Raw genomic sequence first — 15053 nt, 5'->3', positions numbered from 1 at the left:
CGTCCGAAAACCGCGAGTGCGCCACTGGGGGGTGGCGCACACTGGACGGTGTCATGGACGAACAGACCAGGTACGAGGCGGTGAGCAGCCGCGACGCGCGTTTCGACGGGGAGTTCTTCTTCGCCGTCGAGACCACCGGCATCTACTGCCGGCCGAGCTGCCCCGCCGTCACCCCCAAGCGGAAGAACGTCCGCTTCTACCCGACCGCGGCCGCCGCCCAGGGCCACGGCTTCCGGGCCTGCAGGCGATGCCGCCCGGACGCCGTCCCGGGGTCCGCGGAATGGGACGTACGCGCCGACGTCGTCGGCCGCGCCATGCGGATGATCGGCGACGGCGTGGTCGACCGGGAGGGCGTTCCCGGTCTCGCCCACCGGCTCGGCTACAGCTCGCGCCAGGTGCAGCGGCAGCTCAACGCCGAGCTGGGCGCCGGACCCGTCGCCCTGGCCCGTGCCCAGCGCGCACACACCGCACGGGTGCTGCTCCAGACGACCGGGCTGCCCGTCACCGAGATCGCGTTCGCGTCGGGCTTCGCCAGCGTGCGCCAGTTCAACGACACGATCCGGCAGATCTACGCCCGTACGCCGAGCGCACTGCGGGCCGAGGCCGGGACCGGGCTGGGCGCGGCGGTACGGGAGGCGCGCACGACCGGGATCCCGCTCCGGCTCGCGCACCGCGGGCCGTACGCCGCCCGGGAGGTCTTCGATCTGCTGGCCGGTGAGACGGTCGCCCGGATCGAGGAGATCAGCGGCGAGCCCGGCGCCCGTACCTACCGGCGCACCCTGCGGCTGCCGTACGGGACGGGCATCGTCGCCGTCGACGAGCGGTCCGCGGGGGCGTGGCTGGACGCCCGGATCCACCTGACCGATCTGCGCGACCTGACGACGGCGGTGCAGCGGCTGCGGCGCCTCTTCGACCTGGACGCCGATCCGTACGCTGTCGACGAGCGGCTCGGCGCCGACCCGCTGCTCGCACCGCGCGTCGCCGCCCGCCCGGGGGTGCGGTCGCCGGGGGCGGCGGACCCGGAGGAGTTCGCCGTACGGACGCTGGTGGGCCGGGACGCGGCGGAGCGGCTGGTGGAGATGTACGGGAAGGTGCTGGACGTGCCCTGCGGAGGGCTCACGCATGTGTTCCCCGAGCCGGGAGCGCTGGCGGGAGAGGCGGAGGCTCCGGCGCTGCGGGCGCTGGCGGCCGCGCTGGCGGACGGGGACGTACGGCTCGACGCCGGGGCGGACCGCGAGGAGGCCGAGCGTGCGCTGCTGCGACTGCCGGGGATCGGCCCGGCGGCCGCGGCGCTGATCAGGATGCGGGCGCTCGGTGACCCCGATGTGGATCCGGACGGGCGTCCCGAGGCGGAGCGGTGGCGGCCCTGGCGTTCGTACGCCACGCGCCACCTGGAGCTGCGGGGACTGTCTTCGGATCATGCCGGAACGGCCTGATCGGATCGAAGGTCACCCGACAGGCTCTCAGGCCTCTTCTCGCGATCGCACCGGCCTGCCCACCCTGGCGGTCATGCGCTCCCAACGATGGCCCGCACCCACCCATCGGCCGAACGGCGCTGTCTTCACGTAATCGCGGCCAATCGACCCGGCCGGCCTGCCTGTTGACGTCGACTAGATACTGAGTGTAGACACTGAGGTATGACTGTCCCCCTGGCACTCCTCGGACTCCTCGAACGGGAGTCGAGCCACGGCTACGACCTCAAGCGCGACTACGACACCTACTTCGGCCGAGGTAAGCCACTGCCCGCCGGGCAGGTCTACTCGACCTTGGGCCGCCTCGCCCGCGACGGGAAGGTCGAAGTCGGCGAGGCCGAGCCCGGGTCGGGGCCGGACCGCAAGCGCTACGTGATCACCGAGCTGGGGGTCACGCAGGTCGAGACCTGGCTGACCGAACCGGTCGCGGGTGAACCGCACCTGCAGACGGTGCTGTTCACCAAGGTCGTACTGGCGCTGCTGCTGGAGCGCGACCCCCGCGCGTACCTCGACATCCAGCGCGCAGCCCACATGGAGCGGATGCGGGAGCTGACCGAACTGCGCCGGACCGGCAGCACGATCGACTCGCTGCTCGCCGACCACGGCGTGTACCACCTGGAGGCCGATCTGCGGTGGATCGACCAGACCGTGGCGCGGCTCGCCGCCCTGACAGCAGAGGTGCGCTCATGAGTTCGGACGAAGGCTTCCTCGTAGAAGCGCGGAACGCCGTCCTGTCATTCGGGCAGACGCCCGCGCTGCAGGGTGCGAACCTCTCCGCCCGGGCCGGCGAGATCCTCGCCGTCACCGGCCCGAGCGGCTCCGGCAAGTCCACGCTGCTGCACTGCCTGGCCGGGATCCTCGTACCGGACTCCGGCGAGATCTGGTTCGACGGCCGCCGCGTCGACACCCAGCGCGAGCCCGAGCGCAGCGCGTTACGCCGGGATCACTTCGGCTTCGTCTTCCAGTTCGGTCAGCTCGTCCCCGAGCTGACCGCCGAGGAGAATGTCGCCCTGCCGCTGCTGCTCGCCAAGTCCCGCAGGGCGAGCGCGCTGGCCGAGGCACGGCCGTGGTTCGGGCGGCTCGGCCTGGACGGTCTCGAGGGGCGCCGATCCGGCGAACTCTCCGGCGGGCAGGCACAGCGTGTCGCACTGGCCCGCGCCCTGGTCTCCCGGCCCAAGGTGCTGTTCGCCGACGAGCCGACCGGGTCGCTCGACTCGCTGACCGGCGAGCACGTGATGGACCTGCTGGTCGCCTCCGTGCGCGAGGAGGGCACCACCGTCGTCCTCGTCACCCACGAGCCGCGGGTGGCCGCCTACGCGAACCGCGAAGTCATCGTCCGCGACGGCAAGGTCACGCCGCTCTTCGTCGAACGGCTCACCTCGTGATCCGCCTCGGCCTGCGCCTCACCCTGAGCGGCGGCAGGGAGGCCGCCGCCCGCCTCGCCGTCATCGCGGCCGCCGTCGCCCTCGGCGTCGGCCTGCTGCTGAGCATCCTTGCGGCCATCAATGCCACCGCCACGCAGAACAGCCGGAACGCCTGGCTCAACACCGGCACCGGCAAGAGCGCGTCGAGCCAGTCGGCGGCGAAGGCGGACACCGACCCGCTGTGGTGGCTGCTCAGGGCGGACCACTTCGACGGCAGAACCATCGGCCGCGTCGACGTCGCCGCCAGCGGCCCGAACTCCCCGGTCCCACCGGGGCTCTCACGCCTTCCCGGACCGGGCGAGTTCTACGCCTCACCGGCCCTCAGCAAGATCCTCCACTCCACCCCGGCCGCCGAACTCGCCGACCGCTACCCCGGCCGCCAGGTCGGCACGGTCGGCAAGGCGGCGCTCCCGGGCCCGGATTCCCTGGTCGTCGTCATCGGCCACACCCCCGACCAGCTCGCGAAGCAGCACGACGCCACCCGGGTCACCTCGATCACCACCGTGACCCCAAGCAGCTGCAACGGAACGAACTGTACGGTCAGGACGGGCATCGACAGCCGGGGGATCAAGCTCATCCTCTCCGTCGCGGGCACCGCCCTGATCTTCCCTGTGCTCATCCTCATCGGCACGGCCACCCGGCTGGCAGCCGCCCGCCGTGAGCAGCGCTTCGCCGCGATGCGCCTGGTGGGCGCCACGCCGCGGCAGATCTCGATGATCTCGGCCGTCGAATCGACGGCCGCCGCGGTCATCGGCACGGCCGTCGGCTTCGGCCTCTTCTACCTGTTCCGTACGCAGCTGGCGGCGGTCAACCTCACGCGCACGCCGTACTTCGCCGGCGATCTCACGCTCCGGACCAGCGACATCCTTCTCGTCTCCGTCGCCGTCCCGGTGGGGGCCGTGATCGCGGCCCGGATCGCCCTGCGCCGCGTGCAGGTCTCCCCGCTCGGGGTCACCCGGCGCGTCACGCCGCGCCCGCCGCGGGTCTACCGGGTGATCCCACTGGTCGCCGGTATCGCCGAACTCTCGTACACCATCGGCCGGGTGCCCAGGAGCACCAACGGTCAGATCTGGGTCTTCGTCCCGGGAATCCTGCTGGTCCTGACCGGACTCGTCATCGCCGGCCCCTGGCTGACCATGGCCGGAGCTCGCGTCCTGGCCCGGCTCACCAGCCGGCCCGCGCTGCTCCTCGCGGGCCGGCGGCTCGCGGACGACCCGAAGGCCGGCTTCCGCGCGGTCAGCGGGCTGGTCCTCGCCCTGTGCGTCACCAGCGCGGCCGTCGGGATCATCGGCTCGCTCAACGCCGAGCGCAGCATCCCGCGGGCCGGCCGGACGGTCGCCGGCGCCTTGGACGCCCACTACGTCCAAGGCTTCAACCGCACTACCGGACGTCAGATCGGTAGCGTGCCCCCGCTCTCGAAGGCCGCGCTCGGCGACCTGAACTCCGTACCGGGCGTCAAAGGCGTGCTGATGATCCATACGAACCCGCTCGGCACCACGGACCCGGCCTTTCGCGGCCCTCAAGGCTCCGTGACACCGCCGATGGCCGGCCTGGCCTCGTGCACGGAGCTCGCGAAGATGCCGGCCCACAGCGCATGCGCCTCCGGAGCCGAAGCGGCGTCGGTGACCCAGAACTACGGCAGCTTCGGCACGTACTACTGGCAGCACTGGCCCACGGCATGGCCCGCCGCCGGCATCTCCGCCCAGCGCCTCGCCCGCCTCCCGGTCCAGGAGATCGTCGTGGCCACCAACGGGTCGACGTCGGCGATCGAACGCGCGCGCACCATCCTCGCGAACACGTACCCCGACCAGGACGTCCCATCGACCGGCCGCGAGGACCATGCCGAAAGGGGCGCACAGCTCGCCGGATACCAGCAACTGGCCAGCGTGGTCATCCTGGTCAGTTTCCCCATCGCCGGCTGCAGCCTGGCGGTGAGCGTGGCCGGGGGCCTGCGCGACCGCAAGCGCCCCTTCAGCCTGCTGCGGCTGACCGGCACACAGCTCGGGGTGCTGCGGCGGGTGGTGCTTCTGGAGAGCGCGGTCCCGCTCCTGGTGGTCGCCGTGGTGGCGATCGGGATGGGCTTCCTGGCTGCCCAGCTGTTCGTGCAGGCTCAGTTCAGGTACTCGATCCGGGCACCGGGGATCCAGTACTACGCGATCGTGCTCGCCGGGCTCGTCGCCTCGCTGGGGGTCATCGCATCCACGATGCCGCTGCTCAGGCGCATCACGGGACCCGAAACGGCACGCAACGAGTAGCAGGAACGACGACGGCTCGGACCGGCTGACTGCAGCCGGTCCGAGCCGTCCCTCGTTCAGGTCCGGGGCCGGACTCAGACCGGCAGGCCCCAGCGCGGCGCGGTGGCGTTCGCGGTGACCGGGCGGATCGTCAGGTCCGGGCGGTCACCCTCGGCCGTGATGAGCGCCGAGTCGCCCTTGCGGAGCTCGATCCGGACCGTGCCGTCCGCCACCTCCTCGTACCGCAGCGGCCGTCCGCGCTGGTCCCGGATCTCGATCGGGCCCTCGATGCTGTGGCGTACGATGCAGGGGGCGCCGGCCTCGCTGGTCAGCCGGACCCAGCGGGTGCGGCCCTCCTCCCGTACCGCGCTGAGCAGGAACGCGCCCTGGGTGCGGAAATCATGGACGGTCAGCTCCCGCCAGGCGGCGGGCAGCGCGGGGAAGACCCTGATCGTGCCGCCCCAGGACTGGCACACCATGTCGTGCAGCGACTGGGCCGCGGAGAGCGGGGTCTCGATGACCGGGCCCGACTCCTTGTACATGGTGTTCGCCTGGATGAAGCGGCTCATGAGCTGGCCGAGGTACTTCAACGCGTCCTCGCCCTTTTCGAGGAGGGCCGACATCGAGGCGGCGCCCGTGAAGGTGTAGCCCTGCAGGGCGCCCTCGAAGCCGACCCAGTGGGCCAGGGACTTCTCGATCAGAGCGCGCTCGTCGGCCGTCGCACCCGTCACCTCGTACAGCGGATACACCGCGAGCATGTGCGAGTAGTGGCGGTGCGACTTCGCGAACGGGACACCGGCGCCGATCATGAACCCGTTGGCGTCGACCGGGTACGGAGCGAGCTTGGCCAGTACCTCCTGCCAGCGGGCCGTGAGCGGGTCGTCGACGCCGAGCTGCTTCGCCGAGTCCAGCAGAGTGCGGCAGCCCCAGCGCAGCAGCATCAGGTCGTAGTTGCAGTCCGGTGCGTTGACGCCGTACTCGGGCGAGAACGTCGCCGGGAGGTGCAGCCTGCCGTCCGCGCCGGGCGTCAGGAAGTGCAGGTAGTAGTTGACGGCCTTGCGCAGCAGCGGAAACAGCGTGTCGCGCAGGATCGACTCGTCCATCGTGTGGCGGTAGGAGAGCCACACGTTGTGCAGCGCCCAGGTCAGGTTGCCGACCTCGGGCGTGGGCGGGTCCTGGCCGGGGATGCCGACGCCGTAGCCGAGGACGGGGGCGGTGGCACCGCCGTTGATCAGGTGCGGGTCCGTGGTGCGTGGCAGTCCGGCCGAATCGGCTCGGTAGGGGGTGGCCACTTCCTTGGAGAGGTTGTCGCGGAATTCGCTCAGGGACCGGGTGATCGCGTCGAGCTCCAGGTGGTTGGAGCCATGGATCAACCAGTACTCCAGCTGGGCGTTGAGGTTCCACCAGGTGTTGGGCCAGGGCGTGGGTTCGAGCCAGGGACCGGAAGTGGCCATCACGGGTGCGTCCTTACGCGCCGCCGATGCCGTCTTGTACAGCTGGATCCAGTAGAAGCGCTGCATCCGGGCGTCCGGGAGCGACAGGAAGCTCTTTCGGTAGTACCGGTCCCACCAGGCGCGGTGAGGCGTGGCGAGCAGACCGTACGGGAGCACGGAAGCGGTGGTGACGGTACGCAGCGCACGGTCGCGGGCCGTCGCCCTCGGGTGCGAGTGCGTGACCGTGACGTACAGGGTGCGTGCCCCGTCGCGGGTGACCTCACGCCAGGCGGTGACATGCTCGCCGCCCGCCAGCAGCGGCTGGACGGCGGCCGATGATCCCTCGTGCTCCTCGACGGTGGCGGGCGGATTGCCGGTGTAGCCGGCGGGAGGCTTCTGGAAGCCGGCTCGCGGGCTGATGGCATCGGCCGGGTGGAAGACCCAGCGGAAGCCCTGCTCGCCCTCGCTCGGGGTGATTTCGACGGCCAGCAGATCGCTGGAGGAGTGGACGAAGGCGCGCAGATTCAGGGTGCCCGCGGATGTGGTGATCGTGCCTTCGAGTTCGGCGGTGCGCAGCCGCATCCACCACTCGATGCCGGTGATGGTGCCCGTCGGTTCCAGGGTGAAGTGGCCGATCGGCAGGCGGGCGAGGCCGAAGAGGGAGCCGAACTCGGGGCGGTGGTCCTGGACCTCGGAGTGCTGGACGTTGAAGCGGACGGCCGTGGTGGTGGCGCCGGGTTCGGCGTAGATGCCGGAGCCGAGGCGGCCGTTGCCCAGGTACGGACCCTCGTACCAGGTCTTGGGCAGTTTCTGCCAGAGGAGGTCGGCGTCGTCGAGGACGGTGCGCCAGCTGTCGTCGGGGGAGTGCACGACGGGGACGACGGGGGCCGCGGACGGGGTGGTGGCCGGCGCGGACGCCTGGGCGGGGACGGCTGCGCCGCCCACCATCAGCGCGCCGCCGAGCGCGGTACCGGTGGCGAGAACAGTTCTTCGGGAGGGGGACGGCGACGAGGGGGCGGTCCCGGGCATGCGGGAAGGATCCGGTGCAGTGGGCAAGGCGTCTCCTGGCGACTCGTACACAGGCGCATCAATTCATCCGAGCTATTCCTTCACGGAAGGTAAGCAAGGGGCGCCTGGGCGTCAATAGTCCGGGAGAGATCCGATGTGTTTCCGTCTACCTGGATGGAATCCACGCTGGTGGTCAGGGGAAAGGGGTCGGGCGGTCAGCCCCAGAGCACTGCTCCCAGCCACGTCCCCGTCACCAGCAGACACGCGAACAGCTCGACGAGTACGGAGTAGCCGGTGGCCCGCATCACCGAACGGAGCGAGGTCCGCGCCGCGCCGCTGCTGCCGAGCCGCAGGCGTTCCGCGCCGTAGATCGCCCCGACGTATCCCAGGATCCCGCCCACCACCGGCACCAGGAAGAAGCCCACGATCCCGGCGATCCCGCCCAGCATCAGCGTCCTGTGCGGCGCCCCGGCCTCGCGCGGGCGGCGTGGGCGCAGCAGCGGTTTCAGTGCCTGGTTGAGCAGCAGGAGTACGGTGGCGCCGATCAGTACGGCCCAGGCGGTCGGGGTCATGTCGGTGAGCGCCCACCACAGCACGGCGGCCCAGACGATCGCCTGGCCGGGCACCCCGGGCACCAGCACGCCCACCAGACCGATCAGCATGACCAGGCCGACGGCGACGAGCTGCCACACACCCATCTCACCAGCCTGCCCGAGTCCGGCCGGTCCCGCCCGTCAGCAAGGGTCGGGGCGGACGCCGTCGACGCAGCTCAGAGGGGTGATGGGGCAGTCCCGAAGCGGTGGCGGACCCATCTCGCTCAGGCCCGCGGCGTGCGGGCCACCCAGCCCCGTTCGTACGCATGCCAGCCCAGCTGCAGCCGTGTCGACACCCCGGTCAGCTCCATCAGGCCCTTCACCCGCCGCTGTACGGTCCGCAGTCCCAGCTCCAGCTGTTTCGCCACGCTCGCGTCCGTCAGGCCGGCCAGCAGCAGCGACAGAATCTCCAGATCGGTCGGATCGGGGCCGACGGGGTCCTCGTGAGCCCAGCCGCTCTCGCCCAGCCGCAACGGCATGGCCTCGCGCCACACCGCCTCGAAGAGGCCCATCAGCGACTCCAGCAGCCCGGAGGCATGGACGACCAGCGCCGCGGGCTCGGCACCCCGGCCGGTCAGCGGCACCATCGCCAGCGAGGCGTCGGCGACGACCAGCTTGGTCGGCACCCGGTCGACGACCCGGCACTGTTCGTCCCGGCTCAGGGCCGCGGACAGCTCCAGGATTCCGGACGGCAGTGCGAGCACCTCCCGCTCGAGCACCACCCGGAAGGACACCCCACGGGTCGCCGCCTGCTCCTCGGACTCGTTCTCCATGCCGCTGACGGCGATCGGCTTCCCGGTGACGAGGGCGCACACCTCGCTGGTCGCACCCAGCTGCAACTGGTGGAAGCGGTGCGCCACCGCGCTCGCGCCCGTGACCACCTCGACCAGATCGTGCACGGCGGGCTCGGCCGCATCCGCCCGGTACTCCTCGGCGAGCAGCGCCGCCGCCAGTTCCGCCTGTTCCAGTTCGTGGCGCTGCTGGGTCAGCAGCGCGCCCAGAGCGACCCCCGGCGGCGCGGCAACCCACCGCCCGGTGCGGGCGGACGACTGGGCGGCGAGGCCCTGTTGCTCCAGCCGACGAAGTGCCCGCTCGGTCTCCGACTCGGGAAGTCCCAGCCGGTGTGCGAGGTCGGAGACCTCCGCTGCGCCCACCGCGACGAGCGCGCGATAGGCGGACTCCTGTCTCCCGTCGAGACCTATGGCTCCCAGCACCCTTGGACCCCTCCCCGGACGCGTCAATTCCACATCGTTCCGCCCTCTTCGGCCGGCCGGTCGTGGCGGAAAGCGGCCACGGCGTAAACCCGCCGTGTACATCATCCCTGCATCGCCCGTCGCCATGCCAATGTGGCGCCCACCGCAGCACCAATAGCCTCCGGAATCAGACAGATTGTGCTGTCCTGATCCGGATTCATCTGGGGAGAGCGATGCGCCCGATATCGCGTACGGCACTGGGGGCGGCGACCGCCGCGGTCCTGGCCGTCACCGTGGTCGCGCCGTCCGTGGCAGCGCCACCGACGGATTCCACATCGAAGAGACCGCTGACCGGCAGCGCGGCAGCCGGTGCCGACGCTGCCGCGAAGGGCGGCAAACCGGTCACCGTCACCCTTGTCACCGGCGACAAGGTCCTGGTGAGCACGGACCGTTCGGGGGCCCCGTCGGCCACCGCGCTGCCCCGCGAGGACGGCACCGTACCCCTCGTACAGACCCGGCAGTCCGGCAAGGACCTGTACGTCTACCCGGACACCGCGACCGAGGCGCTCGCCGCGGGCACGGTCGACGAGGAACTCTTCAACGTCACCGGACTGATCCGCCAGGGCTACGACGACGCGAGCACCACGTCGCTGCCGCTGATCGCGGTCTACGGCCAAAACCTGGCCCGTTCCGCGCCCGCCACCCCGCGCGGCGCGAAGCGCGGGCTCTCCCTCGACGCCATCGACGGCGTCGCGCTCAAGGCGGACAAGGCGAAGGCCGCCGACTTCTGGTCGGACGTCACCAACAACCGCTCGCGCTCGGCCTCCGGTCTGAAGAAGCTCTGGCTCGACCGCAAGGTTCAGGCCACCCTCGACAAGTCGACCAAGCAGATCGGCGCCGACCTCGCCTGGGCCGCCGGATACGACGGCAAGGGCACCAAGGTCGCCGTCCTCGACACCGGTGTCGACGCCGAACACCCCGACCTCAAGGGCCGGATCGCCGCCTCGGAGAACTTCACCGACTCCGACACCACCGACGACCGGCAGGGCCACGGCACCCACACCATCTCCACCGTGGGCGGCACCGGCGCGGCCAGCGACGGCAAGAAGAAGGGCGTCGCACCCGGCGCCGACCTGCTCGCCGGCAAGGTCCTCAACGACAGCGGCTTCGGTGCCGAGTCCTGGATCATCGCCGGTATGCAGTGGGCCGTCGACCAGAAGGCCGATGTCGTCTCCATGAGCCTCGGGAGCCCGACGCCGACCGACTGCACCGACCCGATGAGCGTCGCCGCCGAAGAACTCGCCCAGAGCAAGAACACCTTGTTCGTCATCGCGGCGGGCAACTCCGGCCCGACGCTGAACACCGTCTCCTCCCCGGGCTGCGCTCCGAGCGTGCTGACCGTCGGCGCCGTCGACCGCGACGACTCCACGGCCCAGTTCTCCAGCCGTGGACCCGTGATCGGCTCGCACACCCTCAAGCCCGAGATCGCCGCTCCCGGCGTCGCCATCTCGGCGGCGGCGGCCGGTGGCCGGGGTGCCTACGCGTACCGGACGATGTCCGGCACATCGATGGCCACCCCGCATGTCGCGGGCGCCGCAGCGATCGTGAAGCAGCGTCACCCGGACTGGACCGCACAGCAGATCAAGGCGGCCCTCGTCTCCTCCGCGAAGAGCGACATCCCGGGTGACGTGCGGGAGACCGGCGGCGGCCGCCTCGACGTGAAGGCCGCCATCGACACCACCGTCGTCGGCGCCCCCGCCGTCCAGGGCGGCACGTTCAACTGGCCGCAGGAAAAGGCCGACCGCACCACGGTCGACGTCCCCTACACCAACTCCGGCACCGAGCCGGTGAAGCTGTCGCTGAAGGTCGAGGGCGTCACCGGCAACGACGGCTCGGCCGTCCGCTCCTCCGTCGCGAAGCTCGACGAGAGCAGTGTCACCGTCCCGGCCGGAGCCACCGTCAAGGTCCCGCTGCAGATCGACCCGACCGCGCAGCTGAAGGCCGCTCAGTACGGTGATGTCACCGGGCGTGTGCTGGCCACCGGCGCCGACGGCGTCAAGGTCTCCACCCCGTTCTCGCTGTACGTCGGCGCGGAGACCGTCACCCTGCGGGTCAAGCTCGTCGACCGCACCGGCAAGCCCGCCGCGGGCTCCTCCTCGCTGGACGTCATCGGCACCGACACCGCCACTGGTGAGCGCCGCTTCAACGACGGCTCGGCCGACCAGGTGTACCAGGTGCGCCCCGGCGCCTACTTCGTCTCCAGCTTCATCATGTCGCCGGACCCGAAGGACGCCACCGGCAGGCTCGTCGAGTCCGTCGGCTACCTGGCGCGCCCGCAGCTGAACGTCACCAAGGACACCACCGTGGTGCTCGACGCCCGCAAGGCGCATCGGATCCAGGTGAGGACCGAGGACCGCGCGTCCGAGAACCGTTCCACGACCCTCGCCTTCGGCCGCAGCTGGGACGACGTCTGGCTGCACTCGGGCTCCATCACCGGCAGCCGCATCGTCAAGAACTACCTGGTCGACATTGAGGGCCGGGCGAGCGACGGTGACTTCGAGTTCGACAGCGCCTGGCGTGCGTATGCACCGCAGATCGAGAAGCTCTCGGTCGTCGGCGGCGCCGAACTGCACCCGGTGCTCGCGAGCACCGGCTCCGTCAACCTCGACGGTTCCGGCGAGGCCGCGCTCGTCGATGCGGGCACCGGCACCCCCGACGAGCTGAAGGCCGCCGATGTCACGGGCAAGATCGCCCTGGTGAAGGTCGCCGACGGCGGATCCGTGGTCACCCCGGCGCGGAACGCCAAGGCCGCCGGGGCAAAGGCGATCATCGTGCACCGGCCGTCCGCGGGCCTCTGGCAGCCGTCCGTGGGCTATGGTTCGGCGCCGCTGCCCTCCCTCGCCGTCGAAGCGAGTGAGGCCGCCGACCTGAACGCCGCCCTGGCCGCCGGCCCCGTGAAGCTGAGCTGGAAGGGCACTGCCGCCAGCCCGTTCGTCTACAACCTGAGCTTCCCCGAGACCGGTCCGGTCACCTCGGACCGCACGTACAAGGTCCGTGACAGCGAACTCGGCAGGTCCACCGCCACGTACGAGGCGATGGGTGTCGCGGCGGAATACGTCGATTCAATGGTCTTCGGCCGGCCGTACGGCGGGCGTTACTCCGCATCGTTCGACACCGTCGCCGTCCCGGGCAAGCGCACCGAGTACTACTCGGCGGGCGACACCGCCTGGGAGCGCTACGTCTCCTCCAGCTTCCCCTGGGGCGAGTTTATGGTCGACCCGGCGCACACCTACACGGCCGGCTCGAAGCGCACGGAGAACTGGTACCGGGGCATCCTCGGCCCGTCGACTCCGCGCAACGCCGAGGGCAAGGAGGTGCTCGCCGCCGAGCGTCAGGACAACCTGATCGGCGTCGCCCCGGGCTTCTGGGCCGACAGCGAACACGCCGGTATCCAGGGCTCCTTCGGGGATGTGGGCAACATGAGGCTCACCAGCGGTGGCAAGGTGCTCGGCGAGTCGGGGTGGCCGTCCGGGGTGTTCACCGTCCCGGCCGAGGACGCGGCGTACGAACTCACCATGCAGACCGCCAAGTTCGGTTCGCCCGCTGCCGTGTGGAAGCGGTCCACCCAGACCGAGACCACCTGGAAGTTCCGTTCGAAGCGGGACGAGAACGCGTACTCTCAGGGTATTCCGCTGCTGTTCCCCGGATACGACCTGGCCACGGACGGCATGAAGACCCTGGCGGCGCAGGACGGCCAGAAGATCGGCCTGAGTGTCACGGGCCACGCCGGCTACACGCCCGGCAAGGTGACCGCGGCCAAGGTCTCGTACTCGTACGACGGTGGCACGACCTGGACCCAGGCCACCACCGCACAGCAGGACGGGCGTTGGACCGCGACCGTGAACCACGCGGGTGCGGCCGGCAAGCCGGTCACGCTGAAGACGGAACTGACGGACGCCAACGGAAACTCCGTCGTCCAGACCGTCGTCGACGCATACGCGGTGCGCTGACCTCGGCCACACCATGACCGGTCCGCCGGGCGTCCTTCCCGTGGGGGGTGGGGTCGCCCGGCGGACCTCTTTTTCCTGATGACCCGTTTTCGTACGGCCCGTGCGGTGGACAATAAGGGCATGAGTCAGCAGGGGGAGAGGCCCGCCGCCCACGAGGACGACTGGTGGCGCAGGCTGTACGACGAAACCGCCGCGGACGCCGGGGCGAGCAACGCGGCCGACAGTCTCGACGACCGCTTCGACTCGGCTTCGGGGGCGGTGGGTCCGGCGAGGCCCGGGGCGGACGTCGCCTTCCCGGAACCACCCCGTGCGGCGCCCGCCGACGGTCCGCCGGTGCCGTCTCCGCCGCCACCGGCACCTCCGCTTCCGTCGGCACCGGAACCTCCACCTCCGTCGCCCGTGCAATCCGTGCAGGCACGTGCGCCGTGGGAACCGCCGGCCGGCCCTTCGCGCCCGAGGACATTCACCACACCGCCGCCGGCCACGCCGCCGCCCGTTGTCGAAGCGCCGCCGGCCACGCCGCCCCCTGCCGAAGCGCCGGCCACAGCCTCCGTTCCGCCGCTCCCGAGACGGCCGGTCGCCTCGAAGCCGGCGGCGCCCGAGGCGGGACCGACCACCGTCCTCCCGGCCGCACCGCCCCCCGGGACCGCTCCCGAACCCCCTCCCGCCCCCGCGGCGCGCCCGGGCCCCTCGTACGTGGGCGACCGCCCGCCCACCTACGACGCCGAACCGACCGCCCTCCCCGCCACCGTCCCCCAGGAACTGGACGGCCTCGTCGCCGACACCGTGCTCGACGGCGCCCGCTACGGGACATACACCCTGCGCGCCGCCTCTGTGCGCGGCGACTCCGCCCGGTTCAGGGGAGAGCCCCGACGCGACGCCCTGCTCACCGTGCGGTTCGGCGCCGCCGAGAACGCCCTCGTGCTCGTCGCGGTCGCCAGCGGCGCCCGTGCCACCGAGAGTGCGCATCTCGCGGCCGCAGACGCCTGCCGCTGGATCGGCGGAGCCGTCGGCCGCAGCCACACCCGGCTCTCCGAGGACATAAGAGCGGGTCGCCGCGGCGACCTCAAGTCAGGCCTGCACCGCCTCACCGACCGCAGCTACGGCAAGCTCCGCGCCCGCGCCGTAGAGCTGGGGCTCGAACCGGAGGAGTACACCGCGGGGCTGCGGTGTCTGCTGCTGTCGGCCGATCCCACCTGCCGGACCCGGGTCTTCTTCGGGGTGGGCGGCGGGGGACTCTTCCGGCTGCGGGACGGCGTCTGGCAGGACCTCGAACCGGACGTCCCGGAGACCGGGGCCATGACCGGGCAGGCCGTCGTCGGCTTCGGGTCCGCGTTCCCCGGGAGCGAGCCCGACGGCGACCGGCTGACCATGGACCTGGGGATCGCGACGCCCCCGTCCCCGTACGTCGAGAGCCCGCCACCGCCACCCGCGCAGCCGTTCCGGTTCCGGGCCTCGGTGGCCCGCCCGGGGGACACGCTGCTCCTGTGCAGTACCGGTCTCGCCGAGCCGCTGCGCGGCGAACCCGCCCTCGCCGAGGAACTCGCCGAACGCTGGACGCCCCAGGAGCCGCCCGGCCTGGCGGCGTTCCTCGCGGACACACAGCTCAGGGTGAAGGGGTACGCCGACGACCGTACGGGTGTCGGCGTCTGGGAGGCGTAACCGCGCGTGCCATGGGTTGATGGA

9 protein-coding genes are annotated in these 15053 nt (G+C 71.4%); 6 read left to right on the top strand and 3 right to left on the bottom strand.

Annotation, left to right across the window (positions count from 1 at the left end):
* The first annotated feature begins 53 nt into the window (after positions 1 to 53).
* The 4 genes from OG972_RS09350 to OG972_RS09335 all read left to right on the top strand — a co-directional run bounded on the left by OG972_RS09350 (position 54) and on the right by OG972_RS09335 (position 5151).
* The gene (locus tag OG972_RS09350; RefSeq protein ID WP_266980022.1) at positions 54 to 1436 is read left to right on the top strand and encodes a DNA-3-methyladenine glycosylase 2 family protein; all 1383 of its coding nucleotides are present in this window, start codon (positions 54 to 56) and stop codon (positions 1434 to 1436) included.
* Positions 1437 to 1637: 201 nt separating this feature from the next.
* Complete coding sequence (locus tag OG972_RS09345) at positions 1638 to 2162, top strand: PadR family transcriptional regulator (protein WP_266980020.1); 525 nt, start codon at positions 1638 to 1640, stop codon at positions 2160 to 2162.
* Positions 2159 to 2857: an ABC transporter ATP-binding protein gene (locus OG972_RS09340; protein ID WP_266980018.1), complete on the top strand. Its 699-nt coding sequence runs from the start codon at positions 2159 to 2161 to the stop codon at positions 2855 to 2857. Before OG972_RS09345 ends, OG972_RS09340 begins: the two co-directional genes overlap by 4 nt.
* The gene (locus OG972_RS09335) at positions 2854 to 5151 is read left to right on the top strand and encodes an FtsX-like permease family protein (protein ID WP_266980016.1); all 2298 of its coding nucleotides are present in this window, start codon (positions 2854 to 2856) and stop codon (positions 5149 to 5151) included. The genes OG972_RS09340 and OG972_RS09335 overlap by 4 nt, the downstream gene beginning before the upstream one ends.
* Before the next feature lie 74 nt (positions 5152 to 5225).
* Here the strand turns inward: OG972_RS09335 and OG972_RS09330 are convergent, their stop codons facing one another.
* From OG972_RS09330 to OG972_RS09320, 3 genes are all read right to left on the bottom strand, one after another.
* Positions 5226 to 7592, bottom strand: coding sequence for a glycoside hydrolase family 95-like protein (locus OG972_RS09330; protein ID WP_266980014.1), 2367 nt, complete (start codon positions 7590 to 7592; stop codon positions 5226 to 5228).
* Positions 7593 to 7786: 194 nt separating this feature from the next.
* On the bottom strand, positions 7787 to 8269 hold the full coding sequence (locus tag OG972_RS09325; protein ID WP_266980012.1) for a DUF456 domain-containing protein: 483 nt from the start codon (positions 8267 to 8269) through the stop codon (positions 7787 to 7789).
* Positions 8270 to 8388: 119 nt separating this feature from the next.
* Positions 8389 to 9378 (bottom strand): LuxR family transcriptional regulator, encoded by a 990-nt coding sequence (locus OG972_RS09320; protein WP_266980010.1) that lies wholly within the window; start codon positions 9376 to 9378, stop codon positions 8389 to 8391.
* Between the two features lie 212 nt (positions 9379 to 9590).
* On the opposite strand from OG972_RS09320, the gene OG972_RS09315 reads away from it, so the two are divergent.
* Positions 9591 to 13367, top strand: a complete 3777-nt coding sequence (locus OG972_RS09315; RefSeq protein WP_266980008.1) for a S8 family serine peptidase — start codon at positions 9591 to 9593, stop codon at positions 13365 to 13367.
* A gap of 120 nt (positions 13368 to 13487) precedes the next feature.
* Positions 13488 to 15029: a protein phosphatase 2C domain-containing protein gene (locus OG972_RS09310; protein ID WP_266980006.1), complete on the top strand. Its 1542-nt coding sequence runs from the start codon at positions 13488 to 13490 to the stop codon at positions 15027 to 15029.
* Positions 15030 to 15053: the final 24 nt, after the last annotated feature.

Origin of the sequence: Streptomyces sp. NBC_01669 (genome assembly GCF_026339735.1) — a bacterium.
GTDB classification, from domain to species: domain Bacteria; phylum Actinomycetota; class Actinomycetes; order Streptomycetales; family Streptomycetaceae; genus Streptomyces; species Streptomyces yanii.
Note: the sequence above shows the minus strand (reverse complement) of the source record. Positions and strands in the feature narration are given on the sequence as shown.

What these genes read in the sequence shown, in the direction of transcription:
- OG972_RS09350 (WP_266980022.1), top strand. Translation starts at nt 54, where the DNA reads ATGGACGAACAGACCAGGTACGAGGCGGTGAGCAGCCGCGACGCGCGT.
- OG972_RS09345 (WP_266980020.1), top strand. Translation starts at nt 1,638, where the DNA reads ATGACTGTCCCCCTGGCACTCCTCGGACTCCTCGAACGGGAGTCGAGC.
- OG972_RS09340 (WP_266980018.1), top strand. Translation starts at nt 2,159, where the DNA reads ATGAGTTCGGACGAAGGCTTCCTCGTAGAAGCGCGGAACGCCGTCCTG.
- OG972_RS09330 (WP_266980014.1), bottom strand. Translation starts at nt 7,592, where the DNA reads ATGCCCGGGACCGCCCCCTCGTCGCCGTCCCCCTCCCGAAGAACTGTT.
- OG972_RS09325 (WP_266980012.1), bottom strand. Translation starts at nt 8,269, where the DNA reads ATGGGTGTGTGGCAGCTCGTCGCCGTCGGCCTGGTCATGCTGATCGGT.
- OG972_RS09315 (WP_266980008.1), top strand. Translation starts at nt 9,591, where the DNA reads ATGCGCCCGATATCGCGTACGGCACTGGGGGCGGCGACCGCCGCGGTC.
- OG972_RS09310 (WP_266980006.1), top strand. Translation starts at nt 13,488, where the DNA reads ATGAGTCAGCAGGGGGAGAGGCCCGCCGCCCACGAGGACGACTGGTGG.